This is a genomic window from Helcococcus sp. SA-HE-C1 (assembly GCF_985670335.1).
In genome coordinates, this window is the sequence record NZ_OZ484652.1 from 21,968 (window position 1) to 39,829 (window position 17,862).

The 17,862-nt window shown below is 28.3% G+C and carries 14 protein-coding genes and 1 pseudogene; 12 read left to right on the top strand and 3 right to left on the bottom strand.

The features are described 5' to 3' along the window. Window positions 1-260 precede the first annotated feature (260 nt). Together AC4KN9_RS00080 and AC4KN9_RS00085 are read left to right on the top strand one after the other, a co-directional pair. Window positions 261-1,304 carry a hypothetical protein gene (locus AC4KN9_RS00080; RefSeq protein ID WP_491016659.1) on the top strand — a complete coding sequence of 348 codons (1,044 nt, stop codon included), beginning with the start codon at window positions 261-263 and terminating at the stop codon, window positions 1,302-1,304. Window positions 1,305-1,488: 184 nt separating this feature from the next. Continuing rightward, on the top strand, window positions 1,489-4,398 hold the full coding sequence (locus tag AC4KN9_RS00085) for a right-handed parallel beta-helix repeat-containing protein (RefSeq protein WP_491016660.1): 2,910 nt from the start codon (window positions 1,489-1,491) through the stop codon (window positions 4,396-4,398). Between the two features lie 260 nt (window positions 4,399-4,658). Here AC4KN9_RS00085 and AC4KN9_RS00090 read toward each other — a convergent pair whose 3' ends face one another. Then, a complete protein-coding gene (locus tag AC4KN9_RS00090) occupies window positions 4,659-7,382 on the bottom strand; it encodes a cation-translocating P-type ATPase (RefSeq protein ID WP_491016661.1) in 2,724 nt (907 codons plus the stop codon). A 166-nt stretch (window positions 7,383-7,548) separates the two neighbouring features. After that, window positions 7,549-7,986 (bottom strand): divergent PAP2 family protein, encoded by a 438-nt coding sequence (locus AC4KN9_RS00095; RefSeq protein WP_491016662.1) that lies wholly within the window; start codon window positions 7,984-7,986, stop codon window positions 7,549-7,551. A gap of 103 nt (window positions 7,987-8,089) precedes the next feature. Between AC4KN9_RS00095 and AC4KN9_RS00100 the strand changes: the two genes are divergently transcribed. The 6 genes and pseudogenes from AC4KN9_RS00100 to AC4KN9_RS00125 all read left to right on the top strand — a co-directional run bounded on the left by AC4KN9_RS00100 (window position 8,090) and on the right by AC4KN9_RS00125 (window position 12,309). Then, window positions 8,090-8,893, top strand: coding sequence for an MBL fold metallo-hydrolase (locus tag AC4KN9_RS00100; protein WP_491016663.1), 804 nt, complete (start codon window positions 8,090-8,092; stop codon window positions 8,891-8,893). After that, window positions 8,890-9,369, top strand: coding sequence for a 23S rRNA (pseudouridine(1915)-N(3))-methyltransferase RlmH (rlmH, locus tag AC4KN9_RS00105; protein WP_491016664.1), 480 nt, complete (start codon window positions 8,890-8,892; stop codon window positions 9,367-9,369). Before AC4KN9_RS00100 ends, rlmH begins: the two co-directional genes overlap by 4 nt. Before the next feature lie 5 nt (window positions 9,370-9,374). After that, window positions 9,375-10,263: pseudogene (locus AC4KN9_RS00110) on the top strand (undecaprenyl-diphosphate phosphatase). A gap of 12 nt (window positions 10,264-10,275) precedes the next feature. Then, window positions 10,276-11,274 carry a hypothetical protein gene (locus AC4KN9_RS00115; RefSeq protein WP_491016665.1) on the top strand — a complete coding sequence of 333 codons (999 nt, stop codon included), beginning with the start codon at window positions 10,276-10,278 and terminating at the stop codon, window positions 11,272-11,274. A gap of 9 nt (window positions 11,275-11,283) precedes the next feature. Continuing rightward, the gene (locus tag AC4KN9_RS00120; protein WP_491016666.1) at window positions 11,284-12,090 is read left to right on the top strand and encodes a mechanosensitive ion channel family protein; all 807 of its coding nucleotides are present in this window, start codon (window positions 11,284-11,286) and stop codon (window positions 12,088-12,090) included. A 6-nt stretch (window positions 12,091-12,096) separates the two neighbouring features. Beyond that, complete coding sequence (locus tag AC4KN9_RS00125; RefSeq protein ID WP_491016667.1) at window positions 12,097-12,309, top strand: DUF951 domain-containing protein; 213 nt, start codon at window positions 12,097-12,099, stop codon at window positions 12,307-12,309. A gap of 89 nt (window positions 12,310-12,398) precedes the next feature. On the opposite strand, the gene AC4KN9_RS00130 is transcribed toward AC4KN9_RS00125, so the two are convergent. Beyond that, complete coding sequence (locus tag AC4KN9_RS00130; protein WP_491016668.1) at window positions 12,399-13,856, bottom strand: nicotinate phosphoribosyltransferase; 1,458 nt, start codon at window positions 13,854-13,856, stop codon at window positions 12,399-12,401. A 121-nt stretch (window positions 13,857-13,977) separates the two neighbouring features. Between AC4KN9_RS00130 and AC4KN9_RS00135 the strand changes: the two genes are divergently transcribed. Genes AC4KN9_RS00135 through AC4KN9_RS00150 form a run of 4 tightly spaced genes read left to right on the top strand, consistent with a single transcriptional unit; the run spans window position 13,978 to window position 17,810 of the window. Then, a complete protein-coding gene (locus tag AC4KN9_RS00135; protein WP_491016669.1) occupies window positions 13,978-14,691 on the top strand; it encodes a TrmH family RNA methyltransferase in 714 nt (237 codons plus the stop codon). Between the two features lie 60 nt (window positions 14,692-14,751). After that, window positions 14,752-15,426, top strand: coding sequence for an HAD family hydrolase (locus AC4KN9_RS00140; RefSeq protein ID WP_491016670.1), 675 nt, complete (start codon window positions 14,752-14,754; stop codon window positions 15,424-15,426). Between the two features lies 1 nt (window position 15,427). Continuing rightward, window positions 15,428-16,840, top strand: a complete 1,413-nt coding sequence (locus AC4KN9_RS00145) for an MATE family efflux transporter (protein WP_491016671.1) — start codon at window positions 15,428-15,430, stop codon at window positions 16,838-16,840. Further along, entirely contained in the window at window positions 16,833-17,810 is a 978-nt protein-coding gene (locus AC4KN9_RS00150) for a cation diffusion facilitator family transporter (protein WP_491016672.1), read from the top strand. The genes AC4KN9_RS00145 and AC4KN9_RS00150 overlap by 8 nt, the downstream gene beginning before the upstream one ends. The last annotated feature ends 52 nt before the right edge of the window (window positions 17,811-17,862 follow it).

Consider the following 17,862-nt stretch of genomic DNA (forward strand, 5'->3'; position numbering starts at 1 on the left):
CTAATGACCTCAAAAAGCTATTTTATAAGATAGCATTTTGAGGTTAATTTTTATTTAAAAAAAATTAATAAACACAACTCTCCAAAAAAATGTTAATAAAAATTAATATAAAAATGAAAACATTGTCAAAAATAAGCATATAGGACAAAACATTGCTCGTTTTATGTTATTCTATATATAAGATAATTAAGTATAATATATTATTAATTTAATATGTTAATTAGAATATTAAAAATATGAAAACAAATTCAGGAGTAGAAATGAAAAAAAAATATTTCTCATATTTTATATTAATGATGGCGATTCTTCTTGGATTTTTAGCAATATATGTTAAGAGAAATAAAAATATTTTACAGATAAATTTAAAAGAAGTTTCTAATGAAGAGTTCTTATATTTTATGAATAAAGAGATGTATTCTGTTTCACAAAAATTAAGTAAAAATGGTAAGAATATTGATAGTGAATTTTGGAATAAGGAAATTGACGGTAAAATTCCTTACAAAGAGCTAGCGAAAGAAACTATCCAATCTATAAAAAAATTCAGAGCAATTTATGAAAATGCTAAAAAACAAGGATATGTAAATAATGTGGATTTTGAAAGCTTAAAAAATAGGATGAGATTAGAAAATTTATCAAGATTAGAAAGAATAAAAAAGGGAGAAAGAGTATATGGACTTTCAGAATTTAGTTTGGAATCTTACTTAGCTTATGAAACTGATTCTTTTGAAAAAAAATATCTTGAAGATACTAAAAATGAAATGAATATATCTCAAAAAGATATATTAGAGTATTACGAAAAAAACAAAGATATATTTTTTAAGAAAGTTGATGACTTAAAGCTCGGATTTATTAAAGTAAGAAAAGAAGATTTAAGTATAGAAAAATTAAATTCAATCAAAATAGAATTACAAAAAGCATACAGACATCTCGAAGAGGGAAATTCATTAAAATCTTTTGTTAAAAATAGCAAGATATTAAAAGAATATTTTTCAGAAGAAGAGATAAATTCAGGCAATTACTCACCTATGTCAAAAAATATTGGTGACGTTTTAGAATTAGCTAAAAATTTAAGAGAATCTGAATATACGAAAGTTATTGAAGAAAACGAAACGATTTATTTAATAGAATGTCAACATATAAAGGATAGAGGTTATTTTTCAGTTGAGGAATCAAAAAACTATATAGAAAAGGAATTAAAGGAAAAAGAATACCAAAAATTAATCAAAAGTAGAGTAGAAAACAGTCGAATCAAAGTAGATGAGAACAAGTTATATAATTTAATAAAAAGAGAATTAAATATATGATTTATTAAATATCTCATTTCAAATTGTGTTATAAATTTATAAAAATATAATTCATAAAGGAGGTAAATGGGAAAGGACGGTAGAAAACAATAAGTATAAAATGAAACTATAGTAATTTTTAGATTGAAAATTTGAGAAAAGTATTTTTTTCCTAAAATGATTTTAAATAATGAAAAGATAACAAATGAAAAAAAAATCATTATCAATATTATTAGCATTTACAATGATATTTCCTATTTTAGCAGGATTAGTCCCAAGCAAAAATGTAAAAGCTGAAGAAGGAAGTACCAAAGGAACTACATATTATGTAAGTTCTATAAATGGTAATGATAATAATACAGGGAAATCTGAAAAAGAAGCTTTTCGTAGCTTAGATAAAATAAATGAAATTGTACTAAAACCTGGAGATAAAGTTTTATTACAGGCAGGTTCTATCTTTGAAAATCAATATTTACATATAAAAGGTAGTGGTTCAGCAGATGCACCGATAATTATAGATAAATATGGAGAAGGAAATTTACCAAAAATAAATACAAATGGTAAGGGAGTTTGGCATCAAGATTATGGTAAACAATTAGACAATCCAAGACATAAATATAAAGGAGATGTTTCATCATCCATACTTTTATATGATGTAGAATATATTGAAATTAGTAATCTTGAAATAACAAATACACCTTTAAAAGATGATTTGGAGTATAATGATGTAAATTATATGAATAAAACTGGTGTAGCAGGAGTTGCACAAAATAAAGGAACCTTAAACCATATATATTTAAGAAATCTATATATTCATAACATTAAGGGAAATGTTTATGATAAACACATGAATAATGGTGGGATATACTTTACAGTATTTAAACCAAAAGATGAAGATAAAACAGGTATAGCTAGATATAATGATGTGAAAATTGAAAATTCTTATCTTGATACAGTAAATAGATGGGGAATAGCAGTCGGATATACATATGCATGGGATAAATTTAAAACTGCTCAATTACCTGATGATGTAGTTAAGAAGTATGGATCAACAAATATTGTTATTAGAAATAACTATATAAAAGATGCTGGTGGTGATGCTATAACAGTTATGTACGCTTTTAGACCATTGGTTGAATATAATGTGTCAGATGGTGTAGCAAAGCATATGAATCCTAAAGATTACTCAGCAAACAGATTTGGTATTGTTGCAGCTGGTATTTGGGCTTGGAAGACTAAAGATGCAATCTTCCAATATAATGAAGCCTTTGATACAAAACAAAATCAAGATGGACAGGCTTGGGATGCTGACTATGGTGATGGAACATTGTACCAATATAATTATAGTCACAATAATGCTGGTGGAGCAGTAATGTTTTGTGGTGTCCAAGCTGTAAATAATATATTTAGATATAATATAAGTCAAAATGATCTTGGTGGTGTTATAAATCCAGCAGGAAATCCAGATGCACATGTATACAACAATACATTTTATGTAAAAGAAGGTATTGATTTCATCCGTACAAATATGGGTGGAGGTAAAATGGTTGTAGAAAATAATATTATTTATTATGCTGGAAATTCTCCAAAAGAAGAAAATTGGTTTAAGCATACTAATCAAAATAATACTAAATATGACAACAATATTTACTACAACTATAAACAAACACCAGCAAATGATACACACGCAATCACAGAAGATCCAAAGATGGTTAATCCAGGTAGCGCTCCTTCAAGACCAAATGTATCTGAAGTTGGAAATATAAGTGGAGAAATTACTCACTTAAGAGAAAAATTTGCGGGTTATAAATTACAAAAAGATTCACCGGCTATAAATAGAGGAAAAGCTATAAGCAGTAATGGTGGTAAAGACTTTTTTGGTAATCAAATTGTAGGATTGCCAGATATAGGAGCTAGTGAAACTACTAGAGGTATAAGCTCAACAATATATATGCAAAAAGATAAAAATATATTTGTACCATCATTAGAAAATAATCCAACAACTGTTAAAGAAGTTTTAGATAATATTGAAGTTCATAAAAAATCAAGTAAAAAACTTTTAAGAAGTGATAATACAGAAGTTACAAGCGGAAATATTGAAGATGGTATGAAATTGATAGTAACTTCTGAAAACAAAACAACAGATGAATATACAATAAAACTAAAAAATCAATATCATTGGGCTCTAGATTATTCTGGACCTAAACAAGGTAATGTATGGTATGGACAAATTAAGAAAAATAATAATGAGTATGAAAACATAACCGCTTATGATCCTACTTATCCAAATTGGCAAATAGATAGATACTTTGGTCCTGGTGTAGATTTATCAAATCACAACACACCAACAGATGAAAATACTCATGGACTATTATCAGACACCACAGGATCGTCTAAAGAGGCGGGAGTGGCAATGACATATAGAGCACCTAAAAGTGGTGTGATTACACTAAAAGTTAAAGATAATGAGCCTTATCTGCGTCAAGACAACAACCAAAATGGTAGTGTAATATTAAGTTTTACAAAAAATGGAGAAGTTTTAGGTGAAACTTATGAGTTATCAGAAAGTAAGAAGAAGATAAATGTTAAAGAATTGAAAATAAATGTTAAAAAGGGAGATTATATACGAGTTGAAGCAAGCAATAAAGGTGAACCAACAAAACCTTCAATTCACATTACACCTATAATTACTTACTTAAATGAGGTTGATAAAACGGAATTACAAGAAAAGGTAACAACTATAGAATCAGAATTAGAAGAATTAAAGAAAACTAAGGATGAAGAAAGTATACAAAAACTTGAATCAACATTAGTAGAAGCAAAAGAGTTTTTAGGAAAAGATTCCTTAACCCTAAATGAACTAAAATCAATGTTAGAAAAGCTTGATGCATCGTATAAAGCTTTAGAAGATAAGAAGTCACCAAAAGAAACAGAAGGTGAAACACCAAAAGAAACAGAAGGTGAAACCTCAAAAGAAATAGAAGGTGAAACTCCAAAAGAAACAGAAGGTAAAACCTCAAAAGAAACAGAAGATGAAACCCCAAAAGAAAATAGAAAAAATAATGATACTTTAAAAGATAAAGATAGAAACCCAGATACAGGAGAATCAAAGTAGTATGGCTTTCATGGTGTTTTTCATTGCATCAATATCATTAATAGTATTTATTGAAATTAAGAGAAGAGAAAAAATAAAATAAAAATTTATGACTTCAAATTAATTTTACAATAAAAACAATCAAGAAAATCTATTATGAAATTAAATTTTTAGTAGATTTATATGAATAGAAATAAAAGCTACATAGGAAATGCATTCCTTTATGTAGCTTTTATTTTTTATATTTAATGAAATATTTATATGTTTTTATTTCAAGTTATTTATTTTTTTTTGAAAAATTTTCTTTCTATTATTTTGTGTAACTCACCAACCACAAATGGGATTAGTGAAAATGGCAATATTACGGCCCATGCACTAAAGTCTAAATTTACTGCTTCAAATATTACCTGAGTAAAAGGTATATATACTATAGCGATTGTTAGAATTGCTGAAGCTAAGAAAGCGTAGACTAATTGTTTATTTGATAATAATCCTAATTCCCATACAGTATACTTTTCTGATCTTGCTGAGAAGGCTCTAAATAATTCTGCAAGAACAAGAGTTACAAATGCAACAGTTCTTGAACCGTGTAAAAGTGTTTGTGAATCTGCGCCAGCAAAGATATACTTTTGTGCTATATAGAATGCTCCAAGAGTTGCAACAGTTATCGCAATTGATTGTGTTATAATATTATCAATTATAGTTTTATCAATAATTGCTTCATCCGTTTTTCTTGGTGGTTGATTCATTATATCAGGTTCACCTTTTTCAACCCCTAATGCAAGTGCAGGGAAAGAGTCGGTTACAAGGTTTAGTAGCAATAGCTGTAAAACTGTTAGAGGAATTGGCATATTTGCAATCATGGCAATAAGCATAATTAAAACTTCCCCCATATTACATGAAAGTAGGAATGCTACAAACTTCTTGATATTTGAATAAATAATTCTTCCTTCTTCGACAGCGTTTACTATTGTAGCAAAATTATCGTCAGTTAAAATAACATCGGCGGTATTTTTAGCAACATCTGTGCCAGTAATACCCATTGCAATACCTATATCTGCTTTTTTTATTGCAGGAGCATCATTTACACCGTCTCCAGTCATACCGGCAATTTGTTTATTATTTTTAAGTGCGGTAACAATTTGTACCTTATTTTCAGGGGAAACTCTAGCAAAGACTCTCTTTGTTTTTACTATTTCTTGTATTTCCTCATTAGACATATTATTTAATGCTTTTCCCATGATTGCTTGATCATCATTTTCAGCGATTCCTAAATCTTTAGCAATTGCAAGTGCAGTCTCAAGATAGTCACCGGTAATCATAACTGGTATAATACCCGCAGATTTACAGTGTTGTATAGCGACTTTAGCTTCTGGTCTTGAAGGGTCGATCATACCAGATATACCGATAAGTACCAATTTTTCTTCAATTTTTTCGGGGGATGAGTCTTCTGGAAGGTTATCCCATTTTCTGTATGCATAAGCTAAGACTCTAAGAGCTTGTCTTGAGTATTCAATATTTTTATCGTGATATTCTTTTTTTAGTTTTTCTGTAAACTCGACTTCTTTATCATCAATCAAAACATGTGTACATCTATCAAATATTATGTCCGGTGCACCTTTTGTAAATGATATGATTTTATCTTCCAAATAATTTTTGTGGAATGTTGTCATCATTTTTCTTGATGAGTCAAAAGGATATTCTTTAATTCTTTCAAATTTTTTATTTAAAGTTTCATTTTTAAATCCTGCTTTTTGAGCTACGGTTATTAAAGCTCCCTCTGTTGGGTCACCCATGATATCCCATTTATTGCCTTCGTGTGTTAATTTAGCATCTGAATTTAAGCTTGCCGCAGTAAGTAACATTTCTAGTTGTTTTTCATCGGTTGGATTAATTTTTTTTCCATCAATTTTGAACTCGCCTTCAGGAGCGTAACCTACACCTTCAATATCATAAACTGTTGAATTTGTATAAACCTTTTTTACTGTCATTTCATTTTGTGTCAAAGTACCTGTTTTATCAGAGCAGATAAATGTTGTTGTACCAAGAGTTTCAACAGCTAGAAGTTTTTTAACTATAGCATTTTTTTCAGACATTCTATTCATACCTATAGATAAAACGATCGTAACTACAGCGGCTAAACCTTCTGGAATAGCAGCAACGGCAAGTGAAACAGCAGTCATAAGGGATTCTAAAGGTGATAAATCATCTCTAAAGAAGTATCCAACAATGAAAACTACTATTGATACACCTATTACGAGTAATCCTAATAATTTAGAAAGATTGGCAAGTTTTTGTTGTAGGGGGGTAGATTCTTCCTCTACAGATTGAATGTTTGTTGCGATTTTACCTATTTCAGTATTATGGCCAGTTGTTGCTACTACACCTATACAACGACCTCTAGTTATAATAGATGAAGAGTGTATATAATTATCTCTATCACCAATTTCAACCGTATCATTAAATACTTCTTTTGCGTTTTTATCTACAGGAACGGATTCGCCTGTCAAAGAAGATTCATCGGATGATAAATTTTGACTTTCTAAAAGTCTAATATCTGCTGGTACGATATCACCAGTTTCAAGTTTTACTATATCACCAGGTACTAAATCGTAAGATGGTACAGAAATATATTTACCATCTCTTAATACTTTTGCATTTGGAGCGGACATTTTCTGGAGTGCCTTAACTGAATCTTCAGCTTTGCCTTCTTGAACTAGGCTCATCCCTGCATTTAAAACAACGATTGCTAATATAATAATTGTTTCAATAAAATCTCCTTGCAACGAAGATAATATTGCCGCAACTAATAGTATTATTACCATTGGATTTAGTAATTGTTCTATCAATTTTTGTATAAAAGATTTACCTTTTTTATCTTTTAATTTATTTGGTCCATATTTTTCTAATCTTTGCTTAGCTTCGTCACTACTAAGTCCTTGATTAGAATCAGTATTTAAATCTTTTAGTACGAACTCTGTATCATTTAGATAGTATTTTTCCATAATTCCTCCAATATTTAAAATAAAAAAAGACCTATAGATAATCTAGGTCTTGCTTCCTGACGGTATTTAGCCGGGAAAAATTTCCGTAATGACGACTAAATAAATATAAGCTACTCCCCTAAGAGTACCATAATTATATTAAAAATTTTATCTTATGTAAAGATATTTAGATTATTTGTAAAAACATTAGCATATATACATGCGCAACACCTAATATTATTCCACAAAAAACTTGAAAGGGGGTATGTCCCATAACTTCTTTTAAGACGGTTATTTCCTTTGTGTCATGCTCCTTATCTATTACATATTCTATCATTTTATTAATTGTTTGACCTTGTAAACCAACGCTCCTTCTTACATTATATGCATCATATACAACTATTAGCGTAATGGCTGCTGATAGTGCAAATATTGATGACTCAAATCCACTCTGATACCCTATTTGAACAGATACGGATGTTATAAAGGCTGAATGAGCTGAAGGCATACCACCTGATGCAAAAAATAATGAGGGTTGAAATTTTTTTTGAAAAATTAAAACTCCTAAAACTTTAAGTAATTGTGCTACAAACCATGCAGTAAATGAAACTAAAATTATTCTCATATATACTCCTTATAAACTTTCTAGTCTATTATACCACAGAGTTTATTTAATTATATTGAAAATTTAACTATTTAAGGGTAAACTATAAAAAGATGGAGGTTAGATGAAAATATGTACACTATCATCAGGATCTACGGGAAATTCAACATTTTTACAATCAGATAATTCTAAAATTTTAATAGATTGTGGACTTACAGCCAAATTAACAATAAGTTTGCTAAAGACTATAAATGTAAAGCCGGAAGAACTAGATGCTATATTTATAACTCATGAACATTCTGATCACATTAAAGGTGTTGGAGTGATGAGTAGAAAATATGATATACCAATTTTAGCGAATGAGAAAACATGGGAAGCGATGAAAAATAAAATAGGAAAAATCAACCCTAAAAATATTTTCGTATTTAAATCGAATAGTTTTTTTACATTTAGAGATATGGATGTTCAAAATATAAGCACATACCATGATGCTGTTAATCCAATATTTTTTATTTTTTATCAAAGAAATCAAAAAATCAGTATATTAACTGATACGGGAATAATAAATAGTTATATTGAGGATACAGTTAAAAATTCAGACATTATTATATTGGAATCAAATCATGATATAAATATGTTGAAAACAGGTCCTTATCCCTATCATTTAAAGCAGAGAATATTAGGACAACAGGGGCATTTATCTAACGATGCAAGTGCTGATGTAATGAAAAATATCGTACAAGGAAATGGGGAAAAAATTATATTAGGACATTTAAGTAAGACGAATAATAAGGAAAGCATTGCGTTTGAGAATATGAAGAATAAATTAAAAAGTATTGGTTTGGAAGTGAGCAAGGATATTAAATTAGATATAGCGAAGGAATATATAGTTGGAGAGTTGAATGATTTAGGAGGAGACTATAAATGAATATAGATATAATATCAGTTGGAAATATTAAGGAAAAATATTTTACTGATGCTATAAAAGAATATTCAAAAAGAATGACTAGCTACATAAATTTAAGTATAATTGAAATTAATGAGCATAGGTTACCAAATAATCCCTCAGATTCACAAATTTTAGAAGGAATGGAGAAAGAGACAGAGGCAATTATTTCAAAAATAAGAGATAGAGCATATATAATTGCCTTATGTATTGAAGGGAAACAAGCGAGTTCAGAAAATTTTGCTAAAAAAATACAGAATTTAACAGTTGAGGGATATTCTGATATTTGTTTTATAATTGGGGGATCTTACGGTCTTTCCGATAAAATAAAAAGAAAAAGTCAATTAAAATTATCATTTTCGAAGATGACATTTCCTCATCAATTGATGAGAGTTGTGCTAATCGAACAAATCTATAGGGCGTTTAGAATTATAAGAAATGAGCCCTATCATAAATAGGAGAAATTATGTTAGAAATTATTAAAGTAATTATTTTAAGTATAGTTGAAGGTGTCACTGAATTTTTACCGGTTTCATCAACAGGGCATTTGATTTTAGTAAATCAATTTGTAAATTTAAAACCGGAAGCTTTCTCGAATGCTTTTATGGTTATTATACAGTTGGGAGCTATTTTAGCTGTTGTGGCAATATATTTTGACAAATTGAATCCATTTGGAAGAAAAAAACTAAATGGAGGAGATTATCCAGCTAGCATCGAATCACTATCTGGTGGTAAGAAATTAATTAATAAATTATATTACTGGTTTACTCAAAATGAAACGGTAATACTTTGGACTAAAATAATAGTTGCGGCGATACCAGCGGCGGTATTAGGCTTATTATTTGATGATAAAATTGATGAATTGTTATTTAAGCCAATACCAGTAGCGATAGCATTGATAGTCTATGGTATAGTTATAATATTTATGGAATATAAAAATAAAGGGAAATTAAACTATAAAGTAGAAGATGTATTTCAGGTGACATATAAGACAGCATTGATAATTGGTTTTTTTCAGGTGTTAGCAATGTGGCCAGGGACATCTAAATTGGCCAGCAACAATAATTGGTGCGATGCTTTTAGGATTAAATAGAAAAGCAGCAGCGGACTTTTCGTTTTTCCTTGCAATCCCAACAATGCTTGGAGCGACATTATTAAAAATCGTAAAAACTACAGGTTTAACAAGTTCGCAATGGGGATTAATTGCTTTAGGTTTTGTTTTATCATTTTTTGTGGCATATGTAGTAATAAAAAAATTCCTAGCATATATTCAAAGAAATGATTTTGCAATTTTTGGATATTATAGAGTTATTTTAGGAGTTATCGTATTTACTTATTTTCTAATATTTTAAGGAGGACTTATCATGAAGAAAAAATCAATATTACTATATTTGATAATAGCCGTATTGCTTATTCTTGTGATATATTTTTCTGTAAGAACATATAGATTTTATTCGATTAAATCTGATATTCAGTATATAAAAACTTCTGATAATTCTGAAAGCAAATTGATAGGTATCGTAGATAATAAATATTATCGGATAAAAGACGATCAATTTGAAGCTTTCAACAAAGATAACAAAGAAATTTTTTCTATAAAAACTAATAATATTGTAGATATTATCTATGATCGAGTTATATACTTTTTTAGTGGTGATGGTAAAGTTGTATCTATTTCACGAGATAAAGGAAAAGAAGAAAAAAAGATAGATCTTAAAATGGAAATAAAAAAAGCGAATTTGGTAAATAATCAAATAGTTATATTTGGAAAAAATAAAATATCTATTTTAGATAGGAAGTTAAAAATAATTAAGGAAGTTGATAAACTTAGCAATCCGATAGCATATACAGAAAATAAAACACAAAAATTTATTGAACTTGAATCTATAAACGAAACAATTAATTCTACTCTAACTATAAAAAATAATGATGAAGTTTTATATAAATTAAATGCAACTAAAGAAACTTTTTTGAGGATAGAAGAAATTAATGATTCCATATTTCTTTTGTCAAATAAATATATCTATTTAATTAAAGAAAATAAGATTATAAAAAAGATGATAGTATTGAATTTATCAGCTATTGATTTTAGAGATAATAAAATAGCTATGGTTGATAATAATATACTTAATATATTTGATGAAAATTTAGAATTGATTGAAAGTAAACCGTTAAATAAGGAAATTCAAAAAATATCAATTAGGAAAAATTCTATTATTATGTTGGCAAAAGATTCTATTTTTGTATATGAAAAAGGAAATCTTTTAGAGGAAAAAGCTAAAAATTGGATATCATCATACGCTGAAAATGATGCGTATTATATAATATTTAAGGATAAAATTCAAAGAGTAAATGCATATTAAGGAGTGAAAATGTTAGAATTAATTCAAAAAATACAAGAACATGTAATTTTATATGCAATATTAAGAGTTATTTTAGTTTTGATTGCAACATATGTCGTGAAGTCTTTAGTAAATAGAGCGTTTGATTTAAACATTAAAAATAGGATTATCAGCGACACATATCAATCAAAAACGAATACAGTATTTTCAATACTAAAAAACTTAACGAATATTGTGATTTATTTTTTATCTATAACATTTATATTAAATATATTTAATATAAACACTACTTCAATACTTGCAGTAGCAGGGGTCGGTGGTATGGCATTAGCGTTTGCGGCAAAATCTATTGTAGAAGATGTGATCACTGGAGCGTTTATACTTGTTGAGGATCAATTCAATATTGGTGATTTAATACAAATTAATGGAATTACGGGTACTGTATTTTTTATGGGAATTAGATTGACAAAGCTTAGAGATATTGATGGTAGAGAGATAATTATTCCAAATAGTAAAATTGGAACTGTAATAAATTATTCCATTAATGATATGAGAGCATCTGTTATAATAAATATTTCAAGTAAAAAAAATATAGATTTTATTCTAACAAGTATTTCCAAAGGAATAGAAAAATCTAAAGCCAAATTTAGTAATTATACTGTTGAACCTACAATTATTGGTATAGACGGATTCACAGATTATTCTTATAAAGTTTTAGTAGCGGGGCATACTAAAAATGGAGAACAATGGGAAGCACAAAGGGTAATGAGAAATCACATAATTTTAGAACTACAAAACGAGAATATTGATTTTTCAAGTATTAAATTTGATAAGTAGGAAACGATGTATAAATTAGGAGATATTGTAAAATTAAAAAAAGGTCACCCTTGTGGTGAAAATGAGTGGAAAATCTTACGTACGGGAATTGATTTTAAACTTGAATGTATCGGATGCAATAGACAGATTTGGATTAAGAGAATTGAATTTAAGAAAAATGTTAGAAAAATAAAAGACGAAAATGGGAAATTTGTGTCAGTAGTAAATTTTAATAGATAACAGAATTTCAATATAATGATAGATAAATTAAATAAAAGAGTAAAATCCTAAAAGATAGATATTAAAATCTAAATTTTAGGATTTTTTATTCATATCTGCTCTGATGTATTTCTAACTTGATTTAATAAGGTGTTTCTTAAATTCCATAAATCTTGAGATAAATCAACTTTATAAAGTTGAGGAGTATCAAACCTCTTATACTCTTCCCATAATGTATCCAGTTCTTTTTGATGATATGACCTAATTTCATCCAATAATGGTCTGTCGTATACTAATTTTCCATTTTTATAAATTGGTATCAATAGTGGTCTTGCGTAGAAATTATTTATTACTTTTTTCTTCCAAGTATAAAGCGGATGGAATATTGTTAAAGGTTTACTTTCGTCAATAGTTTCATCTCTTAGTGTGATTAGATTAGCCTTGGCTTTATGGGTTTCTGCATCATATATTCTATATATTTGTTTAACTCCAGGAGTAGTAATTTTTTGAATATTTTCAGATATTTTTATTCGAGGTTGTACTTCACCATTTTTTTCTATTGCAACGAGTTTATACACGCCACCAAATACTGGATTTGTCTTAGAAGTGATTAGCCTCTCACCAACACCATAGATATCAATTTTTCCACCCTGTAACTGAATATCTTGTATGCTATATTCATCAAGCGATGAAGAAGCTACAATTGGACAATCTTCATAACCAGCATTATCAAGCATAACCCTAGATTTCTTAGATAGATAGGCTAAATCTCCAGAATCTAATCTTATACCTTTGGGTCTTTTACCAAGAGGTTTTAAAACATTATCGAAAGTTTTAATTGCATTTGGAACACCAGATTTCAAGGTATTATATGTATCTACTAAAAGAACCGTATTATCTGGGTATGTTTTAGCATATGTTTCAAAAGCTTCATATTCATTATCAAAGGATTGTACCCAAGAGTGTGCCATAGTTCCTAAGGCTGGTAAGCCTAAAGTATAGTCTGTAAGAGTGTTTGCACTTCCTGAAACACCGGCTATGTATGCAGCCCTTGCTCCATAGTTTGCAGCATCTGCTCCATGAGCTCTTCTGGATCCAAATTCTAACACTGATTTTCCTGTTGCAGCTCTTACGATTCTACTAGATTTAGTTGCAATCATTGATTGATGATTTAATAGTAATAATAGCATGGTTTCTAAAAGCTGTGCTTGAATAAAAGGACCTCTTACAGTAACTAGCGGTTCATTTGCAAAAACAACGCTACCCTCTTTTACAGCATGAATATCACATTCAAATTTAAAGTTTTCTAAATACTCTAAAAATCCTTCGTCAAACATATTTTTATTTCTTAAAAAATTAACTTCATCTTTTGTAAAATGTAAATTTTCAATATATTCAATAATTGTATCTAGTCCGGCAACTATTGCAAAACTTGCACTATCAGGTGCTTTCCTAAAATACAAGTCGTAATGTGCTATAGTGTCTTTATGTCCATTTACGAAATATGCATTTGCCATTGTAAGTTCATAAAAGTCCATTAAAAGACTTAAATTTCTATTCTTAAACATTCTTATCCTCCTAATACGTTAATATAATTATACAGTATAAGCTGAAATTTTAAAGATTAAATTGTTTGATAAAAGATTATAGAATAAAAATTTTTGTGTTAATATAATTAGGAGGGTTGTTATGAAAAAATTTAAAAAATATTCAAAAAAAGAAGATTATTCTTATACATTAGGGCCGTTTCCTACTTGGGAACTAATTAAATACAATAGAGAAAATATAATCTCAATATTTATTGATGAAAAATTTAGTGAAAAAGAAAAACTAATATCAAAATTAGAAGATGAAGGTATTTATTATGAAATTGCTCCAAAGGCTATAAAAAGAATTGCCGATAAGGAAAATACATATGTTATAGGTGTATTTAAGAAAAGAAAAAATGAAATAGTTAGTAATAATCACGTTATACTTCATGATATTTCTGATATGGGAAACCTGGGAAGTATAATAAGATCTATGCTAGCGTTTGGGTATAAAGATTTAGTGTTAATAGGAAATGTTTGCGATATATATAATCCCAAAGTTATAAGAGCTTCAATGGGAGCAATATTTAAGATTAGAATAAGTATTTTTGAAAATATTGAGCAATATAGAAAAAAATTTTCCAATAATCTTTATCTATTTATGTTATCAAATAATGAAGATGATAGTATTTATAAAAAACAGATCATTGAGCCGTTTTCAATAGTAATGGGTAACGAAGGAGCTGGATTGCCAGAAGAATTTTCTAAATATGGTGAAAAAACATTTATTCCACAAAGTAGCGATGTAGATAGTTTAAATTTAACGATTGCTACATCAATCGGACTATATGAATTTAGAAGAAAAGCACAATAGCAATAAAATATTTTTTTGAAATTTTATTTTATATTAAAAAAGAAAGGATAATAACAAATTATGAAAATAATAGCATTTGACGTAGATGGAACAGTCTTAAATACTTTAGATTCGATAATGCATCATGTTAATGAATCATTATATGAAAATGGATTTTATAGAGTTAATGATAAAGAATATTTTAGAAAAGTTCTAGGATATGGTTCAAGATATTTGATTGAAAAAGCTTTGATATTTCCATATAATCATATTTACGATAAAAATCTCACTACAGAAATTTTAGAGTATTATTTAAATCGATATAATGAAAATCCGAGTTATAAAACAGAGCCTTATAATGGGGTTTTAGAATTATTACAAGATTTAAAAAGCCAAGGATATATTTTAGTAGCGTATTCAAATAAACCAGATTCGGTTCTTCAGAAAGTAATATCAGAAGTTTTACCTGATGGTATATTTGACTATGTAACAGGTATAAAACCAGGGATGGAAAGTAAGCCAAATCCAACCCCATTTAATTCCATAATTAAAGAATTAAATGTAAAAAAAGATGAAACTGTTTATATTGGAGATAGTGAAGTAGATGTTCAAACTGCACAAAATGCAGGAGTAACCTCAATAGCAGTAACATGGGGGTTCAGAGATAGAAAGTTCTTAGAAGAACAAAATCCGGATTATATAGTTGAAAATGTAGATGAATTAAGGTCCGTTATAAAAAAAATTAGTCAGGAATAAAATGTCAAAATTTAAAATAAGAAAAAGAGATAAAGATTTTATATTAAAGGGGAATACGATGTATATGCTCTTTAGTCTTTCTCTACCTCTTGTAATAAGTAATTTAATAACAGTGTTATATGATTTAGCTGACGGGTTATGGTTAGCACAATTATCTCCAACTGCATTTACAGCTACTGGATTTACATTTCCTGTAATCTTTTTCTTTATATCAACATCTTTAGGACTTTCAATAGGTGGTACGACACTTATTTCACAGTCTTTAGGAGCAAAAAAAGAAGATGTAGCTAGTAAATTTGCTATGCATTTATTGGTGATTGGATTAATGACGGGATTATGTTTTGCGATTATAGGATACTTTTTAGCGGGTCCAATTATAAATATAATGGGAGCAAAGGGAGAATTATTTCAAAACTCAAAAATATATCTTTCTATTATGGCATTAGGTTTTTTGATAGACAGCACGATATTTATGTTTCAAGCAATCTTAAATGCAGAAGGAAAGACAATTAATACGACAATCATAGGTCTAACTTCTGGTATCTTAAATATTATTTTAAATCCATTTTTTATATTTGCAGAAATACCCCTCATAGGGATGAACGGTCTAAATATGGGGATTGCAGGAGCAGCAATAGCCACTATATTATCTAAATTTATTTCAATTATAATAGGAATTGTATTTATAACTAATAGTAATAATCGAGTGAAAATTGATTTTAAGAGTTTTACGTATGAAAATAAATATGTTAAGAGGATAATGAAATTATCTATACCAACAGCAATTGCTAGATCAACAACAGCACTTGGGTTTACAATTTGTAACATTTTTATTATAGGATTAGGTGAAAATGTTGTTACAGCATTTTCACTAGTTAATAGAATAAACTCGATTTTTATGCAAATTTCTATAGGTATAGGATCAGCGATGACCGCTGTAATTGGACAAAATTTTGGAGCAAAACTATATGAGAGAACAAAACAAATAGTGAAAGATGGATTTTTATTATCGATTTTGTCTTCTATATTAGGAATAATTGGGGTTTATTTGTTCCAAAAAGACTTAATTTCAATGTTTGTAGATCCGCAAGCCAATCCCATAATTACAGAGTATGCAGTAGAATTTTCGAACTTTTCATTCTTAAATATACCTTCTATGGGACTATACTTTATTTATATAGCAATATTTCAAGGTTTAGGAAGAATGAAAATGGGATTAAATTTTTCGATGATAAGATTATGGCTGATTAGGATACCTCTCTTGTTCATTTTTATAAATTTTACAAATATGGAGCAAATGGGGGTTTGGATTGCTATGATTATATCAAATATAGTTGTATTATTTTACGGTCATTATCATTATGTAAATGATAAATTATTATTTCCAAAAAGAATAGAGGAGAATAATGTATAAATTCTTACTAAAAAAGTACATTGGTTCGGAGGATTTATTAAATAAAAAAAATAGAGATAAAGCAATAAGACTTACAGGAATAGTCGGTCTTTTTATTAATTTATTTCTTTTCAGTATCAAGATTATTATTGGCCTGATATCTGGCTCTATCTCAATTATAAGTGACTCTTTTAATAATTTATCGGACAGTCTAAATTCTATAGTAACAATAATAGGATCGATATTATCAGCAGTACCAGCAGATAATGAACATCCATATGGACATGGAAGAACAGAATATATTGTTACAATGTCGGTAGGTATGTTTATAACAATAGTTGGTGTTCAGTTATTTATTTCTTCTTTTAAGGGGATATTCAGTACTGAAATTATTACGGCTAACAAATTTACGTTTATAGTTTTGATTATATCAATAGGATTAAAACTTTATATGTATAGCTATAATATGAAAATGGCAAAAAAGTTAGATTCAGAGCTAAATCGAGGAATAGCAAAAGATTCTCTATATGATGTCGTTTCTACAATATTAGTAATATTATCCATAACAATATTCAAGCTTACATCTATTAATATAGACTCCTATGTTGGAATATTCATATCGATTTTGATTATTATAACTGGAATAGAGATGTTTAAATCTATGAGTATTATTTTATTAGGCAAAAAAGTTGATCAGAAAATTATTACTAAAATGGAAAAGATTATACTAAATGGAGAGTATATAAGAGGAGTACATGATATTGAAATACATGAATATGGAAAGGGACAATATTTTGGCTCTTGCCATATAGAGGCTCCAGCCAATATTGACACCTATACCATGCATAATATTGTTCGAAATATTGAAAAAGAAGTGATGCGTAAGACTAATGTAAGGATTTCAATACATATTGATCCAATTTATCTTTTGGATGTAGATCATTTTTATAGGGTAAAAGATGAGAGTGAGTTAAAAGATATTGATCTTTAGGTTCTTTTTTTATAATTGATTATCAAAAATAATAATTTTGAGGTATAATTAA

Excerpts from the sequence above, each read along its gene's own strand:
- AC4KN9_RS00100 (WP_491016663.1), top strand. The coding sequence starts at position 8,090 with ATGAAAATATGTACACTATCATCAGGATCTACGGGAAATTCAACATTT.
- AC4KN9_RS00140 (WP_491016670.1), top strand. The coding sequence starts at position 14,752 with ATGAAAATAATAGCATTTGACGTAGATGGAACAGTCTTAAATACTTTA.
- AC4KN9_RS00145 (WP_491016671.1), top strand. The coding sequence starts at position 15,428 with ATGTCAAAATTTAAAATAAGAAAAAGAGATAAAGATTTTATATTAAAG.
- AC4KN9_RS00095 (WP_491016662.1), bottom strand. The coding sequence starts at position 7,986 with ATGAGAATAATTTTAGTTTCATTTACTGCATGGTTTGTAGCACAATTA.
- AC4KN9_RS00130 (WP_491016668.1), bottom strand. The coding sequence starts at position 13,856 with ATGTTTAAGAATAGAAATTTAAGTCTTTTAATGGACTTTTATGAACTT.
- AC4KN9_RS00080 (WP_491016659.1), top strand. The coding sequence starts at position 261 with ATGAAAAAAAAATATTTCTCATATTTTATATTAATGATGGCGATTCTT.
- AC4KN9_RS00085 (WP_491016660.1), top strand. The coding sequence starts at position 1,489 with ATGAAAAAAAAATCATTATCAATATTATTAGCATTTACAATGATATTT.
- AC4KN9_RS00135 (WP_491016669.1), top strand. The coding sequence starts at position 13,978 with ATGAAAAAATTTAAAAAATATTCAAAAAAAGAAGATTATTCTTATACA.
- AC4KN9_RS00125 (WP_491016667.1), top strand. The coding sequence starts at position 12,097 with ATGTATAAATTAGGAGATATTGTAAAATTAAAAAAAGGTCACCCTTGT.
- AC4KN9_RS00120 (WP_491016666.1), top strand. The coding sequence starts at position 11,284 with ATGTTAGAATTAATTCAAAAAATACAAGAACATGTAATTTTATATGCA.
- AC4KN9_RS00150 (WP_491016672.1), top strand. The coding sequence starts at position 16,833 with ATGTATAAATTCTTACTAAAAAAGTACATTGGTTCGGAGGATTTATTA.
- rlmH (WP_491016664.1), top strand. The coding sequence starts at position 8,890 with ATGAATATAGATATAATATCAGTTGGAAATATTAAGGAAAAATATTTT.
- AC4KN9_RS00090 (WP_491016661.1), bottom strand. The coding sequence starts at position 7,382 with ATGGAAAAATACTATCTAAATGATACAGAGTTCGTACTAAAAGATTTA.
- AC4KN9_RS00115 (WP_491016665.1), top strand. The coding sequence starts at position 10,276 with ATGAAGAAAAAATCAATATTACTATATTTGATAATAGCCGTATTGCTT.